General features: G+C 69.5%; 16 protein-coding genes and 1 pseudogene. 6 read left to right on the forward strand and 11 right to left on the reverse strand.

What is annotated here, in order from left to right; translation table 11 throughout:
* Positions 1-159 precede the first annotated feature (159 nt).
* Positions 160-423 carry a hypothetical protein gene (locus tag A1QA_RS0101810; protein WP_017177229.1) on the forward strand — a complete coding sequence of 88 codons (264 nt, stop codon included), beginning with the start codon at positions 160-162 and terminating at the stop codon, positions 421-423.
* Positions 424-554: 131 nt separating this feature from the next.
* Here the strand turns inward: A1QA_RS0101810 and A1QA_RS0101815 are convergent, their stop codons facing one another.
* The 11 genes from A1QA_RS0101815 to iolC form a co-directional block, all read right to left on the reverse strand.
* Positions 555-1709: a zinc-binding dehydrogenase gene (locus A1QA_RS0101815; protein WP_017177230.1), complete on the reverse strand. Its 1155-nt coding sequence runs from the start codon at positions 1707-1709 to the stop codon at positions 555-557.
* Between the two features lie 135 nt (positions 1710-1844).
* Positions 1845-3152 carry an MFS transporter gene (locus A1QA_RS0101820; protein ID WP_017177231.1) on the reverse strand — a complete coding sequence of 436 codons (1308 nt, stop codon included), beginning with the start codon at positions 3150-3152 and terminating at the stop codon, positions 1845-1847.
* Between the two features lie 17 nt (positions 3153-3169).
* Positions 3170-4759: a sugar porter family MFS transporter gene (locus A1QA_RS0101825; protein WP_017177232.1), complete on the reverse strand. Its 1590-nt coding sequence runs from the start codon at positions 4757-4759 to the stop codon at positions 3170-3172.
* A 145-nt stretch (positions 4760-4904) separates the two neighbouring features.
* Positions 4905-5774, reverse strand: a complete 870-nt coding sequence (locus A1QA_RS0101830) for a sugar phosphate isomerase/epimerase family protein (protein ID WP_017177233.1) — start codon at positions 5772-5774, stop codon at positions 4905-4907.
* A gap of 39 nt (positions 5775-5813) precedes the next feature.
* Complete coding sequence (locus tag A1QA_RS0101835) at positions 5814-6824, reverse strand: Gfo/Idh/MocA family protein (protein WP_017177234.1); 1011 nt, start codon at positions 6822-6824, stop codon at positions 5814-5816.
* 51 nt (positions 6825-6875) lie between these two features.
* Entirely contained in the window at positions 6876-7820 is a 945-nt protein-coding gene (locus tag A1QA_RS0101840; RefSeq protein ID WP_017177235.1) for a sugar phosphate isomerase/epimerase family protein, read from the reverse strand.
* Between the two features lie 360 nt (positions 7821-8180).
* Positions 8181-9674: a CoA-acylating methylmalonate-semialdehyde dehydrogenase gene (locus A1QA_RS0101845; protein WP_026048602.1), complete on the reverse strand. Its 1494-nt coding sequence runs from the start codon at positions 9672-9674 to the stop codon at positions 8181-8183.
* 55 nt (positions 9675-9729) lie between these two features.
* Positions 9730-11637 carry a 3D-(3,5/4)-trihydroxycyclohexane-1,2-dione acylhydrolase (decyclizing) gene (gene iolD, locus A1QA_RS0101850; protein ID WP_026048603.1) on the reverse strand — a complete coding sequence of 636 codons (1908 nt, stop codon included), beginning with the start codon at positions 11635-11637 and terminating at the stop codon, positions 9730-9732.
* Between the two features lie 124 nt (positions 11638-11761).
* Positions 11762-12664 carry a 5-deoxy-glucuronate isomerase gene (iolB, locus tag A1QA_RS0101855; RefSeq protein ID WP_017177238.1) on the reverse strand — a complete coding sequence of 301 codons (903 nt, stop codon included), beginning with the start codon at positions 12662-12664 and terminating at the stop codon, positions 11762-11764.
* Complete coding sequence (locus A1QA_RS0101860) at positions 12661-13533, reverse strand: Cgl0159 family (beta/alpha)8-fold protein (protein WP_017177239.1); 873 nt, start codon at positions 13531-13533, stop codon at positions 12661-12663. The genes iolB and A1QA_RS0101860 overlap by 4 nt, the downstream gene beginning before the upstream one ends.
* 1 nt (position 13534) lies before the next feature.
* Positions 13535-14524 (reverse strand): 5-dehydro-2-deoxygluconokinase, encoded by a 990-nt coding sequence (gene iolC, locus A1QA_RS0101865; RefSeq protein WP_017177240.1) that lies wholly within the window; start codon positions 14522-14524, stop codon positions 13535-13537.
* Between the two features lie 244 nt (positions 14525-14768).
* Here iolC and A1QA_RS0101870 point away from each other — a divergent pair, with 244 nt between their 5' ends.
* The 5 genes and pseudogenes from A1QA_RS0101870 (at position 14769) to istB (ending at position 21369) form a co-directional block, all read left to right on the forward strand.
* Positions 14769-15566, forward strand: coding sequence for a GntR family transcriptional regulator (locus A1QA_RS0101870; protein WP_154652270.1), 798 nt, complete (start codon positions 14769-14771; stop codon positions 15564-15566).
* Between the two features lie 234 nt (positions 15567-15800).
* Complete coding sequence (locus A1QA_RS0101875; RefSeq protein WP_017177242.1) at positions 15801-16877, forward strand: transaldolase family protein; 1077 nt, start codon at positions 15801-15803, stop codon at positions 16875-16877.
* Between the two features lie 96 nt (positions 16878-16973).
* Entirely contained in the window at positions 16974-17963 is a 990-nt protein-coding gene (gene iolG / locus A1QA_RS0101880) for an inositol 2-dehydrogenase (RefSeq protein ID WP_026048604.1), read from the forward strand.
* A gap of 927 nt (positions 17964-18890) precedes the next feature.
* Positions 18891-20557 (forward strand): annotated as a pseudogene (gene istA, locus A1QA_RS15215) (IS21 family transposase).
* A gap of 74 nt (positions 20558-20631) precedes the next feature.
* Positions 20632-21369, forward strand: coding sequence for an IS21-like element helper ATPase IstB (istB, locus tag A1QA_RS0101900; RefSeq protein ID WP_244266084.1), 738 nt, complete (start codon positions 20632-20634; stop codon positions 21367-21369).
* The last annotated feature ends 24 nt before the right edge of the window (positions 21370-21393 follow it).

Below are 21393 nucleotides of genomic sequence, written 5' to 3' on the forward strand. Positions count from 1 at the left end.
ACATTTGGTAGGCAAGGCTCCTAGATTGTGGATCAGCGGGGGACGCGATCCCCCACCCGGGGCAACCCGGACGCACAAGGACCGTGCAGGGACGCACGGCCCGAAGGCCGATGAGGGTCTCTGCGCGGCGCACAGACCGCACAGTCAGAAGGAATCATCATGACCACCACCCTCGAGCGCACCGCCGAGTCCACCACGACCGCCACCCAGGTCCAGACCACCCCCGCCGCCACCCAGGCGGCCAAGGACGCCGATCGCCTCACCTTCATGATCGCGATGATCGCCGTCTCCGCCGCCATCATCGTCATGGCCGCCATCGGCGCGATCACCGCCATCCCGGCGATCCTCTTCACCGCCGCCGCCCTGGGCGCCATCACCGCCGTCGTGGGCGTCTACGCCGGCGTCAACCTGCTGGCCCGCTGACGCCAGCCCCAGACCACCGGATCCCCCGGTGCTCAAGCGAGCGCCGGGGGATCCGCTCTCTCTCCAGGGCAGCCCTGCCACGGCCGGGACAGCGGGGCCGCGCGATCAGCGGGCCCGGGTGGCGGAGCCCCTCACAGCGACATGTCGACGACGGCGCGCCCCTGGATCTGGCGGTTGCGCAGGGCCTCGTAGCCGGCCCCGGCCTCCTCAAGGGGGAAGCGCTTGGAGACGACGTCCTTGTAGTTGATGACGCCGCGCGCCGCGAGATCGACGACGGCGGGCAGGTCCTGGCGGGTCCGTGCGCCGTAGGAGCCGAGGATCTTCTGGCTGCGGCGCACGGTGCGGTTGATCTCGACTCCCGCGGTCTGCACGCCGGCTCCCAGGCCGATCGGCACCATGCGGCCGCCGTCGGCGAGCACGTCGAGGGCGGTGGTCCAGGTGGCGGGGATGCCGAGGGCCTCGAAGGCGACGTCGACGCCCTTGCCGCCCGTGAGCTTGAGGACCTCCTCGCGGGCGTTGTGGGTCGCGGAGTTGACCACGGCGGTGGCGCCGTAGCCGGGCATGGGGGCGAGCTTGTCATCGGAGACGTCGATGGCGATGACCTGGCTGGCGCCGAAGGCGCGGGCGATCTGCACGATGTTCGTGCCCACTCCCCCGGTGGCGACGACGGCGACCGTCTCGCCGAAGCGCAGGTCCGCGCCGCGGCGCACGGCCCCGTAGCCGGTCATGGCGGCGCATCCGAGGATGGCGGCGGGGACCATGTCGATCGAGTCGGGGACGACGGCCACGGAGGTGGCCGGGACGACGGCGTACTCGGCCAGGCCTCCCATGGAGTACATGGCGACGCTCTCCCCCTCGGGGGTGGCCAGCCGGGTGGTCCCGTCGTAGAGGACGCCCTTGAGGCGGTTGAGCTCGAAGAAGAGGCCGCACAGCTCGTCATGCCCCTCGGCGCAGGCCTCGCACTGGCCGCAGGGCATGAGGAAGCCGCCGGCCACGTTCTGCCCAACGGCCAGGCCGGTGTGCTCGTTGCCGGGACCGACCTCGACGATGGTGCCGGTGACCTCGTGGCCGAGAACGGCGGGCAGGGGGAAGGCGATGGCGCCCCCGATGACGTGGAGGTCGGAGTGGCACAGGCCGCAGGCGGCGACCTTGATGAGGACCTCGCCCGCCTTGGGGCGGGGAGTGCGCAGGGTCTCGACCTCGAGGCCCTTGGCGGTGTCGCGCAGGACGGCCGCGCGCATGGTGTCGGGGATATCAGGGTTCTGGACTGCGTCATTGCTGGTCATGGTGCAAACCTCTTTCGGTGGTGGCAGGCCCGCCGCGCGATGGCCGACCTCGTTGGCATGCGCCCTCAGCCTACACATTTGTCCTGACATTTAGTGAGGGACGAACGGCCCGATCCTCGACCTGGCAGGGCCGGCTCATCCCCCGCTGACGGCGCGGGGCAGCCGCAGGAGGACGACGGCGAGCACGAGCGCCTCGAAGGCGAGCAGCGCGTAGGCGGCAGCCTGCGCGCCGAGCTCCTCGACGACGATGACCGGGACGAGGATGGTGAGGAATCGCGCGATCGACTCCCCCAGCGCGGTGGCCCGCCGCTGCGCGGCCACGAGCCACGGCGGCACCTTGGGGTCGATGGCCCCTCGGCAGGCGGGCTCGACGCCGATCCACTGCGCGGCCACGAGCCCGAGCAGGCCGAGAGCCGTTCCCGCGCCCCGCCCCGCCCCCAGCGGGATGGCAGCGCTGGTGGCGCTGGCGACGAGGACGGTGGCCGCGAGGATCGCCAGGGCCACTCCGGCGATGATCCTGGCGAAGCGCAGCCCGTTCACCCTCGTGACGAGCAGCAGCGCGAGCGCGGACACCATGATCCAGCCGGCGACGAGCGCGAGCGCCCACGCGGCGGGGGCCGTCCGCGCGCCGACGGCGTCGGCCACCGCGCGCAGCCCCAGCACCAGCGCAGCGGCGCCAAGCGGGGCCTCTCGCGCGAGCACGAGCACGAAACCGGTGAGGACGGCGCCACGGACCTGGGGCACACGCAGGTCCGCGGCGCTCAGCGGCTGCTGCTCGGCGAGCATCTCGGCGTCGAGGCGCACCCAGTCGATGGCGACGGCGGCCTCGAGGGGGCCGTGGAGCTGCTTGAGGGCCACGACCGCCCGGTCGAGGCGCCCGTGGGCGGCGTTCCAGACGGGCGATTCCGGCAGGGTGGCCGCCATGAGCATGTGGATCGCCCCCATGGCGAGGACGAGGAGCCAGGCGGTCATCACCGGGTGGGGTGACCACCAGGCCACGAGCGCCGCCGTCGCGGCCCCGGCGGGGATGAGGGCGAGCGCCTGCGGGGTGAGGCGGCGGTGGCCACGCAGGGAGAGCTCGTGGGCGATCTGCGGGAGGACGAGCAGGACGGCGCCGGCGCCCAGCCCCACGATGGCGGCGCCCGCGAGCGCCCAGGTCCCGGGCAGGAGCGCGGCGCCCAGGGAGGCGGGGACGATGAGCATCCCGGCGCCGAGGTTGACGGGCCTGCGGCCCAGGTGGTCGCTCGGCCAGCGCGCCGCGAGGGCGCCCAGCGCCATGCCCAGTCCGAGGGCGATGACGAGCGCGGGCACGCCGTCGGCGCGGGTTCCCAGGCTGACGGCGATGACGCCGTCGACGGCGCCGAGCATGAGACCGGCGAGCCACGCGCTGGCCCGCAGGCGCAACGGTCCGGGCGCCAGGGAGACCCTGGCGCCCGGACCCATGGGAGATGAGCCGTTGATCAGCTGTACTCCTTCTCGAAGCGCATCTCGAGCTCCTCGAGGGAGTCGTACTTCGTCTCGGGCACGACCTTCATGTAGAAGAGCAGCGAGCCCACATTGATGAGGGCGAAGATGAAGTAGGTGCCCGCCCCGCCGATGTACTCCATCATGACGGGGAAGATGTAGGCGACGATGCCGTTGGCGATCCACAGGGCTGCCACCGCCAGGCCGAGCGCGGTGCCGCGGACCTTGGCGGGGAAGATCTCGGAGACGAGAACCCAGGTCACCGTGCCGGACTGCTTGGCGAAGACGAACAGGCACACGATGATGAGCACGAGGATCGGCGCGAAGGAGCTGAAGCCCGGGTCATTGGTGTTGATGTTGCCCTCGGAGTCCTGGAAGGGCTCGATCATGAAGAAGAAGACAGCCGCGAGAGCCGTCAGCGAGACCACGATCGAGGCCTCCTGGTAGATGCCCACGTGCCGGCGGGCGAAGCGGGTGACCAGCCACAGGCCCACGGCGGAGCCGATGAAGGAGATGCCGCCGGAGATCACGTTGAGCGAGATCGAGTCGGTCATGGAGAAGCCTGCGGCCGCCAGGACCTTGGGCGTGTAGTACATCGCCGTGTTGATGCCCGTGAACTGGTCCGCAAGGCCCAGGATGATGCCGATCCACAGCAGTTTGCGGGTCCACTTGGCGTTCCAGATCTGGGCGAGGCCCCATTTCTCCTGGGCGGCCTCCTGGCGCTGGACCTCGATCATCTCGTCGATCTCGGAGGCGATGGGGCCGTCCTTGGCCTCGTCGCGCACCCGCTTGAGGGAGCCGATGGCCTCGGGGATGCGCAGGTTCGCCACGTACCAGCGGGAGGACTCGGGCATGAGGCGGATGCCGATCCACAGGAAGATCGCGGGCAGGGAGGCGATGACGAGCATGTAGCGCCAGGTGATGCCATTGCCGCCGTCGATCATCGCCAGATCGACGGTGTTCTTGACGGTCTCCCACTGCTGCTCCTCGCCGTTGACGTGGACGGCCGGGCCGCCGTGCATCTGGGCCAGGGCGGCGTTCATGGAGAAGGCGACGAACTGCCCGAAGACGATCATCATCTGGTCGAGCGCCACCAGGGTGCCGCGGATGCGCTTGGGCGCGGTCTCGCCGAGGAAGACGGGGACCGTGGCCGAGGCGCCGCCGACGGCGAAGCCGAGCACGACGCGGAAGACGTAGAGGATCCAGATATTCGGGGAGAAGGTGCATCCCAGCGCGCCCACGAGGAACACGATGGCCAGGACGGTGATGTTGTGGCGGCGCCCGTACTTGTCGGACAGGCGTCCACCGAGCCAGGCGCCCAGGGCCGCGCCCAGGCACAGCATGGCGCCGACGAGGCCCTCCTCCGTGGCGTTGATGTTCAGGCCCCCGGCATCGGTGGGCAGGTACATGTAGGGCAGGGCACCGGAGATGACGCCGGTGTCATAGCCGAAGAGCAGGGAGCCCAGGGTCGCCACGATGGCGATCGCGCCCAGGGAGCGCTTCTTCCCGGAGGCTGGGGTGGTGGCTACCAGCTCCGAGATCTTGTCAGGGGTGTAGTAGTCCACCGACCTCGTCTGATCGGACATGGATGGTTCTCCTTGATCGGGACTGGCCCGCGCCGGTGCGGGGCCGGGATGAAGTATGGCGGGCCGAGGGCAGGGACCGCCAGGGGAGGGCCCGGAGCGGCGGGGATGAGATGGCCGCTCCGGGCCCAGTCGGAGGCGCGCGGTGTCAGCCGAGCTCGGCCTTGAGGCGCTCGAGCATCGCGCGGTTGATGTCGTCGGCCCGCTCGTGCCAGCCGAAGACGCAGACGGAGACGACGCCGTCGAAGCCGACATCGCGCAGCGTGGAGAAGACGGCGTCCCAGGGGACCTCGCCATTGCCCATCTCGTTGTGCTGGTGCACCGTCACATCAGCACCGGGAGGGTTGATGATGTAGCGGTTGCCGTCATTGGCCCGGTGGTTGAACACGTCGGCCACGTGGACCTCGCGCAGCTTGCCCGCATCAGCGGCGGTGCGGATCATGCGCTCGGCGTCCCCCGCCCCGTCGGAGAGGTGGAAGACGTGCGGGCAGCAGAACTCGTAGCCGAGCCATTCCTTGTTGACGGCGCGCACGAGGCGCAGGGCGTCGTCGTGCAACTCGATGAAGTCGTAGGGATGCGGCTCCAGGTTGAGGCGGATCCCGTACTTCTCGAAGTGCGGGATGAGCTCCTCGATCGAGCGGAACCACTGCTCCTCGCTGCCCTTGGCGTTGTTCCGGTCCCCGGAGAACTCCGAGGTGATCTCCCGGACGTCGATGGCGTCGGCGAGCTCGAGCAGGCGCCGCCAGTTGGACACCTGGGCCACCCGCTCGCGCTCGTCGAGGGAGGACCAGTTGAACACGGGGTTGAGGGTGCGGACCTTGACGCCGCTCTCCTTCTGGGCCTTGTTGAGCTCGGCGACGAAGGCGTCATCGGCGGCCGGGCGGTGGTGCCAGAAGTGGAAGTCGGCGTTCGGCGAGAGCTCCACGTGCTCGAAGCCCAGTTCCGCTGCCTTGTAAAGCGTCTGCGGCGTGGGCATCGTCCGGTAGTACATGTTCGGGTCGAGGGCGATATCGACCATATTGGGCTCCTTTGTCCTTGATCGTGGTGCGGTGCGGTCTCAGGCGTAGAAGTCGGGCTTGGCGATGAGCTCGACGTCGACCAGCGGGGAGCCGCCGTCCTCGTGGGACTTCACCGCGGCGTCGACGACGCAGGTGGCGGCGTACCCGTCCCAGGAGGTCGATCCGGTGTGGCGGTCCTCGGCGACCGCGTTGATCCACTCCTGGACCTCGCGGTTGAAGGCGGTCTGGAAGCGGTCGATATGCGACTGGCACATGGCGTTGCGGTTGCCGTGGGAGTCGCGGATGTGGATCTTCTCCTGGTCGCCCAGGCGAACCGCGGCGGTCTCGAGCACGAGCTCGCACTCGATGGAGTAGGCCCACTGCAGGTTGACGTTGACCTCGTCGTCGATGCGCACCCCGGACTCGGTGTAGGCCACGACGACGATCGGGTCGATGAGGTGGTCGAAGCGGTGCGTGGTGGACTTGGGGCGGTCGACGCGCACCTTGACGATCTCCTCGCCCAGCAGCCAGCGCATCGTGTCGAACTCGTGGATGGCGGTGTCGTCGATCGCCATGCGCGAGGTGTAGTTCTCCGGCACGCTGGGGTTGCGGTGGCGGTTGTGGACCATGAGGGCCTGGCCGTGCTCGCCGGACTCGAAGACCTTCTTCATCTCGTTGTAGGCGGCGTCGAAGCGGCGCATGAAGCCGACGGTGACGAGCTTCTTGCCGGCCTTCTGCTCCGCCTCCATGATGGCGATGCAGTCCTCGGCGGTGGTGGCCAGGGGCTTCTCGCACAGGACGTACTTGCCGGCCTCGATGACCTTGATGACGTCGGGGGCGTGGACCTTGCCGAAGGTGGCGATGAGGACCGCGTCGACGTCGGGGTCATTGATGAGCTCATCGGAGGTGGCGTAGGCCTTGGCCCCGTAGGGCTCGGCCGCGGAGGTCGCGGCGTCGAGGTTGATGTCGGCGACGGCGACGATCTCGCCGCCGGACAGGTCGTCGTGGATGCGGGCGAGGTGCGCGCGGCCCATGCCGCCAGCGCCGATGAGGCCAATACGGACAGTCATTGTCTTCTCCTCGTTGAGAATCGTGGTGTGGGGTGACGCGGTGGACGGTGATCAGGCGAGCCCGAGGCCGCACTCGGCCAGGTAGGTGCGCATGTTGATGGCGTTGGCCTTGGGGAAGGACGGGTCGCAGGGGTAGCAGTCCTGCTCGCAGATGGCGTAGATCGGCTTGTCGAGCGCGGCCAGCGCGTCGACGAACTCGTGCATCTCGGGCAGGCCGGCGGGCGGGCAGACCGAGGCGCCCTTGGTGACGGCCTCGCCGAAGGGCCAGTCCTTCTCGTGGGCCTCGCGGGTGATGGCCTCATCGAAGGCCTTGATGTGGACGTAGGTGATGCGCTCGGGGTATTTCCGGCACAGCTCGACGGGGTCGCCGCCGCCGTAGACGACGTGGCCGGAGTCGAGGCAGAGGTTGACGTAGGTCGGGTCGGTGGCGTCGAAGATCCTGGCGATCTCCTCCGGCGTCTCGATGTGGGAGTCGCCGTGGGGGTGGAGGACCATCTTGAGGCCGTACTCGTCGAGGAGCATCTGGCCCAGGGCGTTGGCGTGCTCGACGTAGAGCTTCCAGGCGTCGTCGGATAGGACGCGGTCGTCGGTCCACTCCCAGGTCTTGTCATCGCGGTAGAGCGGGGGGAGGTGGACGATGTACTCGGCGCCGACGGCGGCGTGGGTCTCGGCGATGGCGCGGAAGGTTGTCAGGGTGGTCTCCCAGGCATCCTGCTTGTGCAGGATGCCCCAGCCGGTGCCGGCGACGACGCGCATGCCGTACTCATCGCACCACTTCTGCAGCTCCTTGGGGTCGGTCGGGAAGTAGCCGAAGGGGCCGGTCTCGATGACCTCGAAGCCCGCCTCGGCCATCTCCTGCCAGGCCTGGCGGGGGTCCATCTGCTTGGGGTCCTCGGGGAACCAGACTCCCCACTGGTCCGGGCAGACGCCGATGGTGAGCTTCGAGTACTTCGGGTCGTTGGTGTTGACAGCCTTCGAGTTCGTCGTCGTTGACATCGTGGTGCTCCTTCGCAACGGATGCTCCGAATCGTTTCGGAAGCAGAGCCAGCATACAAGCCCCACCGCCCCAGGGGAAGACTTTGTGCGGACAAATATCACCTCTGCATCGAGGCTTGATGAGCGAGACGGTCATGGGGTGGAGCATTCGATCCGCAGGCCGGTCCCCCGCGCCATCGGGCGCTGGGCGCCCTCCGGCGCTCCCCTGCCACGCGCAACTGAGGCGAGCGGCGCCGAGCTTGCTCGAGCGCCCGAGCCGATGGCAGCGCGTAGGAGCGACGAAGTCGCGAATAGACCCGATGCCAGCCCTGCGGATCGAATGCTCCACCCCATATCTACGCTTCTACTCGCGCGGCGCCGTCACTCCTCGCGCTGGAAGGACATGGTGGCGGCGTAGGTCTTCTCGCTGGGCCAGCGGGAGGTGATCGCCTTGGCGCGGGTGTAGAACTTGACGCCCTCGGGGCCGTGGATGTGGGTGTCGCCGAGCAGCGACTCCTTCCATCCGCCGAAGGAGTAGTAGGCCACCGGCGTCGGGATCGGCACGTTGACGCCGACCATGCCGGCCTCGACGTCGAGTTGGAAGCGGCGGGCGACCCCGCCGTCGTTGGTGAAGATCGCCGAGCCGTTGCCGAAGGGCGAGGAGTTGACGATCTTGATGGCCTCGTCGTAGGTGTCGGCGTGGACGATCGACAGGACCGGGCCGAACACCTCCTCGCGGTAGAGGTCGGAGTCCTGGGGCACGTTGTCCACGATGGTCGGGCCGAGGAAGTGGCCGTTCTCGTGGCCGGGGATGACCAGGTCGCGGCCGTCGAGCACCACCTCGCCGCCCTTGGACTCGCCCTCGTTGATGAGGCCGATGATGAACTCCTTGGACTTGGCGTCGATGACGGGGCCCATCTCGACACCCTCGTCCATGCCGTAGCCGACCTTGATCTTCTCGGCGTGGGCCTTGACGCGCTGGGCGAGGTCGGGGCCGCAGCCGCCCACGGCCACGACGACGGGCAGGGCCATGCAGCGCTCGCCGGCGGCGCCGAAGGCGGCGGCGGAGATGTGCTGGGCGGCGAAGTCCAGGTCGGAGTCGGGCATGACGATGGCGTGGTTGTTCGCCCCGCCCAGGGCCTGGACGCGCTTGCCGTTGGACACACCGGTGTTCTGGATGATGTGGGCCACCGGTGTGGAGCCGACGAAGGAGATGGCGTCGATCCCGGGGTGCTCGAGGATCTTGGTGACCATGGTGCGGTTTCCGGACACGACGTTGAAGACGCCGTCGGGCAGGCCGGCCTCCTTGTACAGCTCGGCCGTCAGCAGCGCGGCCGAGGGGGTGGCAGAGGCGGGCTTGAGGATGAAGGCGTTGCCGGTGGCGATGGCCACGGGGTGCATCCACATGGGCACCATGGCGGGGAAGTTGAAGGGGCAGATGCCCGCGACGACGCCGAGGGGCTGGCGGATGGTGTGGATGTCGACGCCGGTGGAGATGTCGAAGGAGTACTCGCCCTTGAGGGCCAGGTTGATCGCGGTGGAGAAGTCGAGGGTCTCGCGGCCGCGCTGGATCTCGCCGATGGCGTCGGAGTAGTTCTTGCCGTGCTCCTCGACGATGAGGCGGGCCATCTCGTCGGAGTGGGCCAGGACCAGCTCGCGCATCTTGAACATGATGGCGGTGCGCTTGGCCAGGGAGTACCCGGCCCAGCTCTTCTGGGCCTCCCGGGCCACCTCGACGGCGTGGTCGAGGTCGGCGTCGGAGGCCTGGAGCAGCTCCTTCTCCACCTCGCCGGTGCCGGGGTTCTCGATGGGGAAGCGGCCGATCGGGGTGCCCTCGTAGGAGGCGCCGTTGATCCAGTGCTTGATGGTCTTGATCTCTGTCATGCGGATGGGCTCCTTCGGTGATTGACAGGTCTGTGGTCTGCGGCGCTCACAGGTAGTGGCGCTGCGGCTTGCGGTCCTCGACGTACTCCTCGTAGGCCTTCTGGGTGGACTCCAGGCGGGAGACGCCGGAGACGGGCACGTCCCACCAACTCGACCCGGGCGGGTTGGGCCCGTAGAGGTCGGTCTCGATGTGGATCATCGAGGGCTTGTCGCTGGCGGCGGCCTTGGCGTAGGCCTCGCGGAACTCGGCGATGGAGTGGACCTCGTGGACCTCAAGGCCCCAGGAGCGTGCGTTGGCGGCGATGTCGACGCCGGCGATGGTGTCCTCGTCGGCAAGGTGGCTGCCCGTCCCGCGCTGGCGGTACTTGGTGCCGAAGCGCTGGGACCCGTGGGACTCCGAGAGCGCCCCGATGGAGGCGAAGCCGTAGTTCTGCAGCAGGACGTAGATGACCTTGATGCCCTCCTGGACCACCGTGGCCAGCTCCATGGGGAGCATCTGGTAGGTGCCGTCGCCGACGATCGAGACTACCTCGGACTCGGGGCGCGCGAGCTTGCAGCCCAGGCCCGCGGGGACCTCGTAGCCCATGCAGCTGAAGGCGTACTCCACGTGGTACTGGATGGGGGTGCGGGCCTGCCACAGGGCCTGGAGGTCGCCGGGCATGGAGCCGGCGGCGTTGATCATGATGTCCTCGTCGGCCATGAGCTCGTTGAGGGCGCCGAAGACCTCGGTCTGGGCGGGCAGCGGGCCGTGGCCCAGGTGGTAGCACTCGGCGGTGCGCTCCAGCCAGCCCTCGCGCTCGGCGGCGATCTCCGCGGAGTAGGCCTCGTCCACGTGGTAGCCCTGAAGCGCCGTCGTCAGGGCGGCCAGGGCCTCCCGGGCGTCGGCCACGACCATCTCGGCGCTCTCCTTGGCGGCGTCGAAGGCGCAGACGTTGATGTTGACGAAGCGGACGTCGGGGTTCTTGAACTGCGTCTTGGAGGCGGTGGTGAAGTCGGAGTAGCGGGTGCCCACGCCGATGACGAGGTCGGCCTTGTCGGCGATGTGGTTGCCGGAGTCACCGCCGGTGGAGCCCACTCCCCCGATGGCGCAGGGGTGGTCGAAGTTGATGGCGCCCTTGCCGGCCTGGGTGTCGGCCACGGGGATCCCGGTGGCGGTGGCCAGGGCGCGCAGCTCCTCGGATGCCTCGGAGTAGATGGTGCCGCCTCCGGAGATGATCATGGGGCGCTTGGCCGCCTTGATCATGGCGACGGCGCGCTCGAGGGCCGCGGGCTCGGGCAGGGGGCGGCGCACGTGCCACACGCGCTTGCGGAAGAACTCCACCGGCCAGTCGTGGGCCTCGGCCTGGACGTCCTGCGGCATGGCGATGACGACGGCGCCCGTCTCAGCGGGGTCGGTGAGCACGCGCATGGCATTGAGGAGCGAGGGGATGAGCTGCTCGGGCCGGTTGATGCGGTCGAAGAAGCGCGAGACCGGCCGGAAGGCGTCGTTGACGGTGACGTCGAGGGTGCGCGGGTCCTCGAGCTGCTGGAGCACGGGGTCCGGGACGCGGGTGGCGAACTGGTCGGAGGGGAAGAGGAGGACGGGGACGCGGTTGGTGGTGGCCAGGGCGGCGCCGGTGACCATGTTGAGGCTGCCCGGGCCGATGGAGGCGGTGCACATGTAGGTCTGCAGGCGGTTCTTCACCTTGGCGAAGGCGGCCGCCGCGTGGACCTGCCCCTGCTCGTTGCGGGGCATGATGTAGGGCATCGGCTCCTCGCCGTCGACGGGCTCGATCTCGTTCTGGAGGAGGGCTTGGCCGATCCCGGCGACATTGCCGTGGCCGAAGATGCCGAAGGCGCCGGCGATGAGGCGCTGCTCGACGCCGTCGCGCTCGGAGTACTGGTTGGACAGGAAGCGGATGGTCGCTTGCGCCACGGTCAGGCGGATGGTTCCCGCGTAGGCCTCATTGCTCACGTTCGTGGTCTCTCTCTCGTGCGGCATCGGACGATGCACGAAGCATGTCATATCAAACGGTCATATGGAATAGAGGGGCCGCTGGGCGGACGGGCGGCCCGGCGCCGCCCGTCCGCCCGCGGGCTCAGCGCGTCATGGGCAGTCGGGGGTCGACCTCCTGGGATTCCCAGGTGCCCCGGATCCAGTGGTGGGCGGGGTCGTCGGGGGCGAGCCAGACGAGGTCCTCGTCCGGTCCCGCCATGACGTTGAGGTAGTACATGTCGTAGCCGGGGGCGGCCACGCAGGGCCCGTGGTAGCCGTAGGGGACGAGGGCGACGTCCCCCTTGCGCACGGGGATGCACAGGTCGATGGGGCGGTCCTGGCTCGCGGCATAGGTCGCGTGGAGGCCGAAGCCGGGGCCGCCCTCGGGGCTGTCGGCGATCTCGAAGTAGTAGATCTCCTCGAGCTCGCGCTCGGCCTCGGAGCGCTCGTCGTGCTTGTGGGCGGGGTAGGAGGACCAGTTGCCGCCGGGGGTGAGGACCTCGCAGCACAGCAGGTGGCTGGTCTCGACCCCGTTGGCCAGGGCGTAGTTGTTGACCTGGCGGGAGCAGTCCCCCGCGCCGCGCAGGTCGACCCGCACCTGCTCGCGCCCGTAGTAGGCCACGGGCAGGTCGCGCGAGGCCAGGGCCGAGGGCAGGGCGAAGCGGCCGCCGTCGACCGAGGTGATGGTCAGTTCTTTGTGGCGCGGGACGTAGAGGTAGTCGGTGATCCCGGTGAAGACCCCGCCGCGGCCGGCGAGCTCGTAGCCCTGGCCGTCGATCTCGACGGAGCAGCCGCCGGCCAGCGGCAGCACGATCAGCTCGGACTCCCCGGTGGACAGGGTCTGGGCGGCTCCCGCCTCGAGCACGGCCACGCGCAGCCCGGAGTAGGTCCAGCCCGCGCGCTCGGGGGTGATGTCGACGGCGAGGCCGTCGTGGCCGGAGGCGCCAGCGGGGATGTGGATGTCGGTGACGCTGGGGGCGGGGGTCGCGGTGTGTCCAGTGGTCATGAGAGCAGTCCTACGGTGGAGTCGACGGCGGCGGCGACGTCGTCGTCGGGCGGATAGAGAAGTGAGCGGCCGATGACGAGGCCCTTGACCGTCGGCAGGGCGAGCGCCCGTGCCCAGGTCTCGCGCGCCTCGTCGGCGTGCTCGCTGACCGCGCCCCCCAGGATGAGGGCCGGCAGTGTCGAGGCCTCCATCACCCGCTCCATCTCCGCCACAGCGGGGAGCTTGAGCCAGGTGTGGGCCGAGGTGCGCCCCAGGCCGGAGGCGATGGCCATCGAGGAGATGACCGCGTCGGGGCTCAGGTCGTTGATGATACGTCCTTCCTCCCAGCGGGAGATGAAGGGCTCGACCATCGCCATGACGCGCCGCTCGGCGAGCTCGTCGATGGCGTGGGCGCAGGCGGCGAGTGTGGAGGCCGTGGCGGGGTCAGAGTAGTTGATGCGCAGGAGCATCTTCCCGCCGTCGAGCCCGGCGTCGACGACGCCGCGGGCGTCGTAGCCGGTGAAGCGGTCGTCCATCTCGAAGGAGGCCCCGGCCAGGCCTCCCCGGTTCATCGAGCCGTAGACGAGCTTGCCGTCCAGGGCGCCCAGCAGCGCCAGGTCCTCGATAAGGTCGGCGGTGCCGAGGAAGCCGTCGACGCCCGGGCGGCTAAGGGCCTCGACGCAGCGCGCGAGGACGTCCTCGCGCGAGGCCATGGCCATGGGGTCGGTCCCCGCCGCGAGCGCCCCGCGGGCGGGGTGGTCGCAGGCGATGATCATGAGCTTGCGACCGTCGGCCGGCAGACAGCCGCGGGGGCGGTCGGCCAGCACCCGGGCGATGCGGCCGGGGCCGTTCGCGCGGATCTCGACGAGTTCCTCAGTCAGTCCGGCCATGTCACAGATCCTTCAGGTTCGGGGCGCACCGGTCGCGGTAGCGCCGCATGACGTTGAGCAGCTCGGGCTCGGTGGGCATCGCCGTCGAGCACTCGATGCGCTCGCAGACGATGGCGCCGGCGGTGGAGGCGGCGAAGATCGTCTTCTCCTGGGACCAGCCGGACAGCAGGCCGTGGCAGACGGCGCCGCCGAAGGCGTCCCCGGCGCCCAGGCCGTTCTTCGTCTCGGCGGGGGTCACGGGCATCTCGATGCGCTCGTCGCGGGTCTTGGCCAGAGTGCCGAGCGGCCCCTGCTTGACGATGGCGAGCTCGACGCCGGCCTCCAGGAGGGCGTCGGCGGCGCGGTCCGGCTCGGTCTCCCCCACGGCGACCTCGCACTCCTCGCGGTTGCCGATGGCCACGGTCACCTTGGGCAGGACCTGGGCGACCTGCTCATGGGCGGTGGCGCGGTCGGGCCAGAACATCTCGCGGAAGTCGAGGTCGATGATCGTGTGGGCCTTGCGGGCGCGGGCGTCGAGCGCGGCGTGGTGGGCCGCGCGGGAGGGCTCCTTGGACATGCCCGTGGCGGAGACCCAGAAGATGCGGGCGTCGCGCACCGCGTCGAGGGGGAGGTCGGCGTCGTCGAGCTCGAGGTCCGGGGCGGAGGGCTGGCGGTAGAAGTAGAGGGGGAAGTTGTCCGGCGGGAAGATCTCGCAGAAGGTCACCGGCGTGTTCATGCCGGGCTTGGGCACGACGTAGTCGTCGTAGACGCCCAGGGCGCGCATCTCCTGGCAGACGAACCGGCCGAAGGGATCGTCCCCCACGCCGGTGATGACGGCCGAGCGATGGCGGTAGCGGGCGGCGGCGACGGCGACGTTCGTGGGGCTGCCGCCGAGGAACTTGCCGAAGGTCTCCACCTCCTCCAGGCCGACGCCGATCTGGAGGGGGTAGATGTCGATTCCGCAGCGGCCGATGGTCAGGACATCCAGGGGCGGGGTGGTTGAAACGGTCATGGGCTTCCCTTCCACATCGTCGGGGCGGGGCGGGGCGCGGGATCGGCGCCTGGGACCAAGCCTGCCCCCGGGCACCCCTCCTGTCAATATTTGTCCTAACAAATACCCTCCATGACAAAGTCGCACATAGTCAGGTAGGCTCGCGCGGACACCCCCGGCCACCAGCACGGGGATGACCCCATCAGTCACAGCGCCGGGCGCGACCCACCAGGCGCCCGAGCCGAAGAACCAGAGAACGACGACCATGCCCGATCCGACCCCAACGCCGCACAGCCCCTCCCCCACGGACGAGCCGAAGGACAAGGCGCCGCGCGTCGTCGAGATCCAGCTGGACCGCAAGAGCCCGGTCCCGCTCTACTTCCAGATCTCCGAGCCGATCGCCGAGGCCATCCTGAGCGGCGAGCTCCCCGTGGGAACGCGGCTGGAGGACGAGCTGTCCATGGCCAAGAGGCTCGCGGTCTCCCGGCCGACGGCGCGCCAGGCGCTCCAGCGGCTCGTGGACCGCGGCCTGCTCACCCGCAGGCGGGGCGTGGGAACCCTCGTCTCCCCCACACGGGTCCACCGGCCCATGGAGCTCACGAGCCTCCACTCCGACCTCGAGTCCGCGGGCCACAAGGTGTCCACCGAGGTCCTCGACCACGACGAGCACCCCGCCGACGCCGCCGAGGCGGCGAGCCTGGAGGTGGCCGAGGGCACGCCGATCGTGCGCCTGTCCCGCCTGCGCACGGCCGACGGCGAGCCGATCGCGGTGCTGACCAACCTCATCCCGGCGGATATCTGCCCCTCGCGGGAGGCCCTGGCCAGCGGAGGCCTCTACGACCTCATGCGCGCCGAGCAGATCATCCCGACGACGGCCCGCCAGACCATCGGGGCCCGCCCCGCCACGGCGGCGGAGGCGCGGATGCTCGGCGAGAAGCGCGGCGCCGCCCTGCTCACCGCGACGCGCACCACCTACGACTCCTCGGGCCGCGCCATCGAGTACGGCACGCACGTCTACCGCGCCTCCCGCTACTCCTTCACCACCACCCTCTTCTCCAACTAGCCCCCCATCACCCCCTCTTATAACCGAGACCGGGCGAACAGCACGGCGAAACCGGGGGCGGTTTTCCACAGATCGGAATCTCGCCGTGCTGTTCGCCCGGTCTCGACGAGAGGATTTGTCTGGACAATCGGTTGACAGGGGCGACAGCGTCGGCTTCAATGGGACACGCAGCCCGGCAACGCCGCCAGGCGACTGCGGTTGAACACTGCGGGAAACCGACCAGGAGAGCAGCAGATGACCATCGAACACACACCCGGCCCACTCCTCGAGGCCGCCCAGAACTTCCCCACAGCGCTGTGGAACGACTCAGCGGACCCCGATGAGCTCCGCCAGTCCATCTCCTTCGGCGGCGTGGGCGCCACCTGCAACCCCACCATCGCCTTCACATGCATCAACCAGCGCAAGGACGTGTGGCTCCCCCGCATCGCCGAGCTCGCCAAGGAGATGCCCGAGGCCTCCGAGTCGGAGATCGGCTGGCAGGTCGTGCGCGAGCTGAGCCTCGAGGCCGCCAAGCTCCTCGAGCCCGCCTTCGAGGAGCACAAGGGCCGCAACGGCCGCCTCTCCATGCAGACCGACCCCCGCCTTGCCCGCTCCGCGAAGGCCCTGGCCGACCAAGCCGAGGAGTTCTCCAAGCTGACCAAGAACATCATCGTCAAGATCCCCGCCACCTCGGTGGGCATCGAGGCGATCGAGGACGCCACCTACCGCGGCGTGTCGGTCAACGTCACCGTCTCCTTCTCAGTCCCCCAGGCCGTCGCCACCGGCGAGGCCATCGAGCGCGGCCTCAAGCGCCGCGAGGCCGAGGGCCTGGACACCTCCACGATGGGCCCGGTCGTCACCCTCATGGTCGGCCGCCTCGACGACTGGATCAAGACGGTCGCCAAGAAGGAGGGCCTCTTCCTCGACCCCGGCCACCTGGAGTGGGCCGGCATCGCCGCCTTCAAGCGCGCCCACGCCGAGTTCCAGGCCCGCGGCCTGCGCGCCCGCATGCTCGCCGCGGCCTTCCGCAACGTCATGCACTGGTCCGAGCTCGTCGGCGGCGACGTCGTCATCTCCCCGCCCTTCAAGTGGCAGCAGATCATCAACAAGTCGGACTACAAGCCCACCAACCGGCTCGATGTCCCCGTTGACGACGCCATCATGAAGACGCTGCTCGGCATCCCCGAGTTCGTGCGGGCCTACGAGCCCGATGGCATGACCCCGGCGGAGTTCGACACCTTCGGCGCCACGGTCAACACCCTGCGGGGCTTCCTGCAGGCCGACGCCGACCTGGACGCCCTGGTCCGCGACGTCATCATGCCCAAGCCGTGAGCGCGAGCCGGCCGGGGAGGCGATAACATCCGTCTCCCCGGCCGGCCCCGTCACGCCCGCGCCCCCGTCCCCCTGACAACAACTGAAGGAGCAATGATGCTCAGAATCGCCGTCATCGGCGCCGGACGCATCGGCCACGTCCACGCCAAGACCATCGCCGCCCACCCCCAGGCCGAGCTCGCCCTCGTCTGCGACCCCATGGGCACCGCCGCCGAGGACCTCGCCGCCCTCTACGGCGCCCGCTCGTGCAAGGAGGCGGAGGAGGTCTTCGCCGACCCCGATGTCGACGCCGTCGTCGTCGGATCGCCCACCCCCCTGCACATCCCCCACCTGCTCGCCGCCGCCAAGGCCGGCAAGGCGGTCCTCTGTGAGAAGCCGATCGCGCTGGACATGAAGGACGTCGAGGCCGCGCGCGCCGAGCTCGATGCCGTGACGACCCCCGTCATGTTCGGCTTCAACCGCCGCTTCGACCCCTCCTTCGCCGCGGTCCACGCCGCCGTGGCCGATGGCCGCATCGGCGCCCTCGAGCAGCTGACCATCATCAGCCGCGACCCCGCCGCCCCGCCGGTGGAGTACATCAAGGTCTCCGGCGGCATCTTCCGCGACATGACGATCCACGACTTCGACATGGCTCGCTTCTTCCTTGGCGACATCGTGGAGGTCCACGCCGTGGGGCAGAACCTCGACGAGGACATCAAGGCCACCGGGGACTTCGACGCCGCCGTCGTCACGCTCAAGGCCGCCTCGGGCGCCGTGGCGACCATCATCAACAACCGTCGCTGCGCCTCCGGCTACGACCAGCGACTCGAGGCCTCGGGCCGCGAGGGCGCCCTGTTCGCCGAGAACATCCGCGCCACCACGGTGCGCCTGTCCAACGGCGAGGTCACCGACGCCCAGGAGCCCTACCTCGACTTCTTCCTGGAGCGCTACGCCGACGCCTACCGCATCGAGCTGAGCGCCTTCATCGAGGCCGTCGAGGCCGGCACCACGCCTCCCACCGGCATCGAGGACGCCATCGCCGCCCTGCGCCTGGCCGAGGCCGCCACGGAGTCGGCCCACTCCGGGCAGCCGGTGCGTCTGAGCTGAGCACCGCCCCCTTTGACGCGCGGTGGGCGTCGTCGAGCATTCCGTCTCGACGACGCCCACCCGCGTTCTCAGCGCCTCGTTGCGGCCTCAGCAAGGCCGCTGTGTTGCCTCATGACCTCCGAGAGCTTAGGGGTCATGACACCTCAAGGCACCGACACAGCGGGCCCGATAGTCGTTGCTCGCTGTGCTGGCCGAGGCTGTCCGAGGCTGGCTGAACTGCTCGCAGCCGCTCGGATGGCGCCTGACCTGTACTGCACGAGGGTCGGGGACCACTGGAGGAGGGTCGGGTGCACTCCAGGTAGGTGGGGTCTTCGTGCAGTACGCACAACTCCCGACCAGTGGATCCCGGCCCTCGTGGACTAGACAGACTCAGGGCAGGACTCGGGCCGGAGCCGACGCTGAACCACGACCTTCGGGCACTTGAGCAGGAGCCAGGGCCAGGACGGGAAGAGTGAGGCAGGCCCCTGGATAAGGGAGCCCAGCCCCGCCACCGTGTCCCCGCAAAGTCGGTCCCTCAGGCGGCCCAGTGTCCACAGCGCTGACATTAACGGGCCCGACGTCGAAGCACCCCATAGAAATCGTTGGAATACTGCGGTTCCTCTCAGGCGTGCAGCGCCAGAGCGGGGTTGATGTCAGCACCATGGACACTGACGCCCCACCAGCCCCCTTCCCTTCGACCCCGCCGCCGTCAGTTCCAGGGCAAGCAACCCGCCGCACCTCAGAAGTGAGGCGACAAGACACTCGGTACAGGCCGCGTGCGCGCTCAGTCCTCCTCGTGGTGGTTGTGACAGCTTGGTTCGGCCCCGTTGTGACGGCCTGATCTGGCCCCGCGTGCGACTTGCCGGGGTGTTGACGGTCTGAACTGGCCCCACCCCTTCACGCTGGTCCCCATCACTGGGAACCAGTCGCGAGGGCAAGGGAGCCAAGATGGGATCACGAGTGCAGCTGTACGCCGACATCCGCCACGACGCGCGAGTCGATGGCCTGTCCATCCGCGAGCTCGCCCGCAAACACGGAGTCCACCGCCGCACCGTCCGCCAGGCACTCGCCGCAGCCGAACCCCCACCCCGCAAGAAACCGGTCCGCACAGCACCGCGCCTGGACCCGTACAAGCCGGCGATCGACGAGATGCTCACCTATGACCTGACCGCGCCGCGCAAGCAGCGCCATACCGCGACCAGGATCCTGGCCCGGCTGCGCGACGAGCACGGCGCCACCGACCTGTCCTACTCCACGGTGCGGGACTACGTCCGGGTCAGGCGCGCGCAGATCGATCTGGAGGCCGGGCGCCGGGTGGAGGCGATGGTGCCGCAGGACCACGCCCCCGGCGCGGAGGCCGAGGTCGACTTCGGCGAGGTCTACGTCATCCTGGACGGCGTCAAGACCAAGTGCCACATGTTCGTCTACCGCCTGTCCCACTCCGGCAAGGCCATCCACCGCGTCTACCCGACCGGCGGACAGGAGGCCTTCCTCAAAGGACACATCGAGGCCTTCCACGCCCTGGGCGGCATCCCCACCCGCCACATCCGCTACGACAACCTCACCTCCGCCGTCGTCCAGGTCATCCACGGCGGCGACCGGCTACGCGACGAGAACGAACGCTGGGTGCTGTTCCGCTCCCACTACGGCTTCGACGCGTTCTACTGCCAGCCCGGCATCGACGGCGCCCACGAGAAAGGCGGCGTCGAGGGCGAGGTCGGATGGTTCCGCCGCAACCACCTCACCCCCATGCCCGAAGTCGCCACCCTGGACGAACTCAACGACAAGATCCGCGCCTGGGAGCACGACGACAACACCCGCCGCATCACCGGCCACGCCAACACGATCGGGCAGGACCACCACGCCGAGCTGCCCCACCTGGCACCGTTGCCGGCCGACGACTTCGACCCCGGCCTGATCCTCCACCCCCGCGTCGACCGCTCCGCCCTGATCACCGTCCGCATGGTCAAGTACTCCGTCCCCGCGCACCTCATCAGCCAACGCGTCCGCGTGTCCCTGCGGGCCTCGTGCGTGGTCGTGTTCGAGGGCCGCACCGTCCTCGCCACCCACCCTCGCCTCGGCACCCGTGGCGTGACCCGGGTCGAGCTGGACCACTACCTCGAAGTGCTGCGGCACAAGCCCGGCGCGTTCCCCGGCTCCACCGCCCTCGCGCAGGCCCGCGCCGCCGGAGCATTCACCGCGGCCCACGACGCGTTCTGGGCCGCGGCCCGCAAGACCAGCGGCGACGTGGCCGGGACCCAAGCGTTGATCGACGTGCTCCTGCTCCACCGATCCCTCCCGTCCGACGCGGTGATCGCCGGCATCACCTCGGCCCTGTCGGTGGGCGCGATCAGCCCCGACGTCGTCGCCGTCGAAGCCCGCCGCCATGCCACCACCCACACACCCGCCCCAGCCAGCCAGACCAGGGGCGGGACGGTCGTGAACCTGCCACCCCGACGCCCCACCAACCCGCACCAGGTCATCGCGCACCTGCCCGAAGACACCCGCCCCTGCCCACCGTCACCGCCTACGACGAACTCCTGTGCCGACGCCAACCCGATCCCGCCCCGGCCCCCGCCGAGACTCACCACCACACCCCGACAGGAACCCCATGACCACCACCAGCACCAGCCGTCCCGAGAGCCTTCGCCGTCGTCAGGGCCTCACCGAGTAAGCCGCGCAGGCCGCGATCGACCAAGCCTGCCGCCGGCTTCGGCTGCCCACGATCCGCGCCGTCGTCGACGACGCCGTGACGGCCGCCACCAAGGAACAACTCACCTACCAGGGCTTCCTCGCCGAACTCCTCCTGGCCGAGGTCGACGACCGCGACCGCCGCTCCACCCTGCGTCGCATCAAGAGCGCCGGCTTCCCCCGCGAGAAATGGCTCGCCGACTTCGACTTCACCGCGAACCCCAACATCAACCCCGCCACCATCAACGAGCTCGCCACCGGCGACTGGATCCGCCGCGGCGACCCGCTGTGCCTGATCGGGGACTCCGGCACCGGCAAGTCCCACCTGCTCATCGCGCTCGGCACCGCCGCCGCCGAGCAGGGCTACCGCGTCCGATACACCCTCGCCACCCGGCTCGTGAACGAGCTCGTCGAAGCCGCCGACGAGAAACAACTCACCAAGACCATCAACCGCTACGGCCGCGTCGACCTCCTCGTGATTGACGAGCTCGGCTACCTGGAACTCGACCGGCGAGGCGCCAAACTGCTGTTCCAGGTCCTCACCGAACGAGAGGAGAAGAACGCCATCGCGATCGCCTCCAACCAGTCCTTCTCCGCCTGGACCGACACCTTCACCGACCCCCGCCTGTGCGCAGCAATCGTCGACCGCCTCACCTACAACGCCACCATCATCGAAACCGGCACAAACTCCTACCGCCTCGCCCACACCCGAGCCCGGGCATCTGTGATGGGGTGAACAACGACCGGCTGGGCTCTTCGG

Origin of the sequence: Actinomyces timonensis DSM 23838, assembly GCF_000295095.1 — a bacterium.
GTDB lineage: Bacteria > Actinomycetota > Actinomycetes > Actinomycetales > Actinomycetaceae > Actinomyces > Actinomyces timonensis.

Bases quoted from the DNA above. Each gene is read 5' to 3' on its own strand.
- A1QA_RS0101810 (WP_017177229.1), top strand. From the start codon at position 160: ATGACCACCACCCTCGAGCGCACCGCCGAGTCCACCACGACCGCCACC.
- A1QA_RS0101815 (WP_017177230.1), bottom strand. From the start codon at position 1,709: ATGACCAGCAATGACGCAGTCCAGAACCCTGATATCCCCGACACCATG.
- A1QA_RS0101820 (WP_017177231.1), bottom strand. From the start codon at position 3,152: ATGGGTCCGGGCGCCAGGGTCTCCCTGGCGCCCGGACCGTTGCGCCTG.
- A1QA_RS0101825 (WP_017177232.1), bottom strand. From the start codon at position 4,759: ATGTCCGATCAGACGAGGTCGGTGGACTACTACACCCCTGACAAGATC.
- A1QA_RS0101830 (WP_017177233.1), bottom strand. From the start codon at position 5,774: ATGGTCGATATCGCCCTCGACCCGAACATGTACTACCGGACGATGCCC.
- A1QA_RS0101835 (WP_017177234.1), bottom strand. From the start codon at position 6,824: ATGACTGTCCGTATTGGCCTCATCGGCGCTGGCGGCATGGGCCGCGCG.
- A1QA_RS0101840 (WP_017177235.1), bottom strand. From the start codon at position 7,820: ATGTCAACGACGACGAACTCGAAGGCTGTCAACACCAACGACCCGAAG.
- iolB (WP_017177238.1), bottom strand. From the start codon at position 12,664: ATGACCACTGGACACACCGCGACCCCCGCCCCCAGCGTCACCGACATC.
- A1QA_RS0101860 (WP_017177239.1), bottom strand. From the start codon at position 13,533: ATGGCCGGACTGACTGAGGAACTCGTCGAGATCCGCGCGAACGGCCCC.
- iolC (WP_017177240.1), bottom strand. From the start codon at position 14,524: ATGACCGTTTCAACCACCCCGCCCCTGGATGTCCTGACCATCGGCCGC.
- A1QA_RS0101870 (WP_154652270.1), top strand. From the start codon at position 14,769: ATGCCCGATCCGACCCCAACGCCGCACAGCCCCTCCCCCACGGACGAG.
- A1QA_RS0101875 (WP_017177242.1), top strand. From the start codon at position 15,801: ATGACCATCGAACACACACCCGGCCCACTCCTCGAGGCCGCCCAGAAC.
- iolG (WP_026048604.1), top strand. From the start codon at position 16,974: ATGCTCAGAATCGCCGTCATCGGCGCCGGACGCATCGGCCACGTCCAC.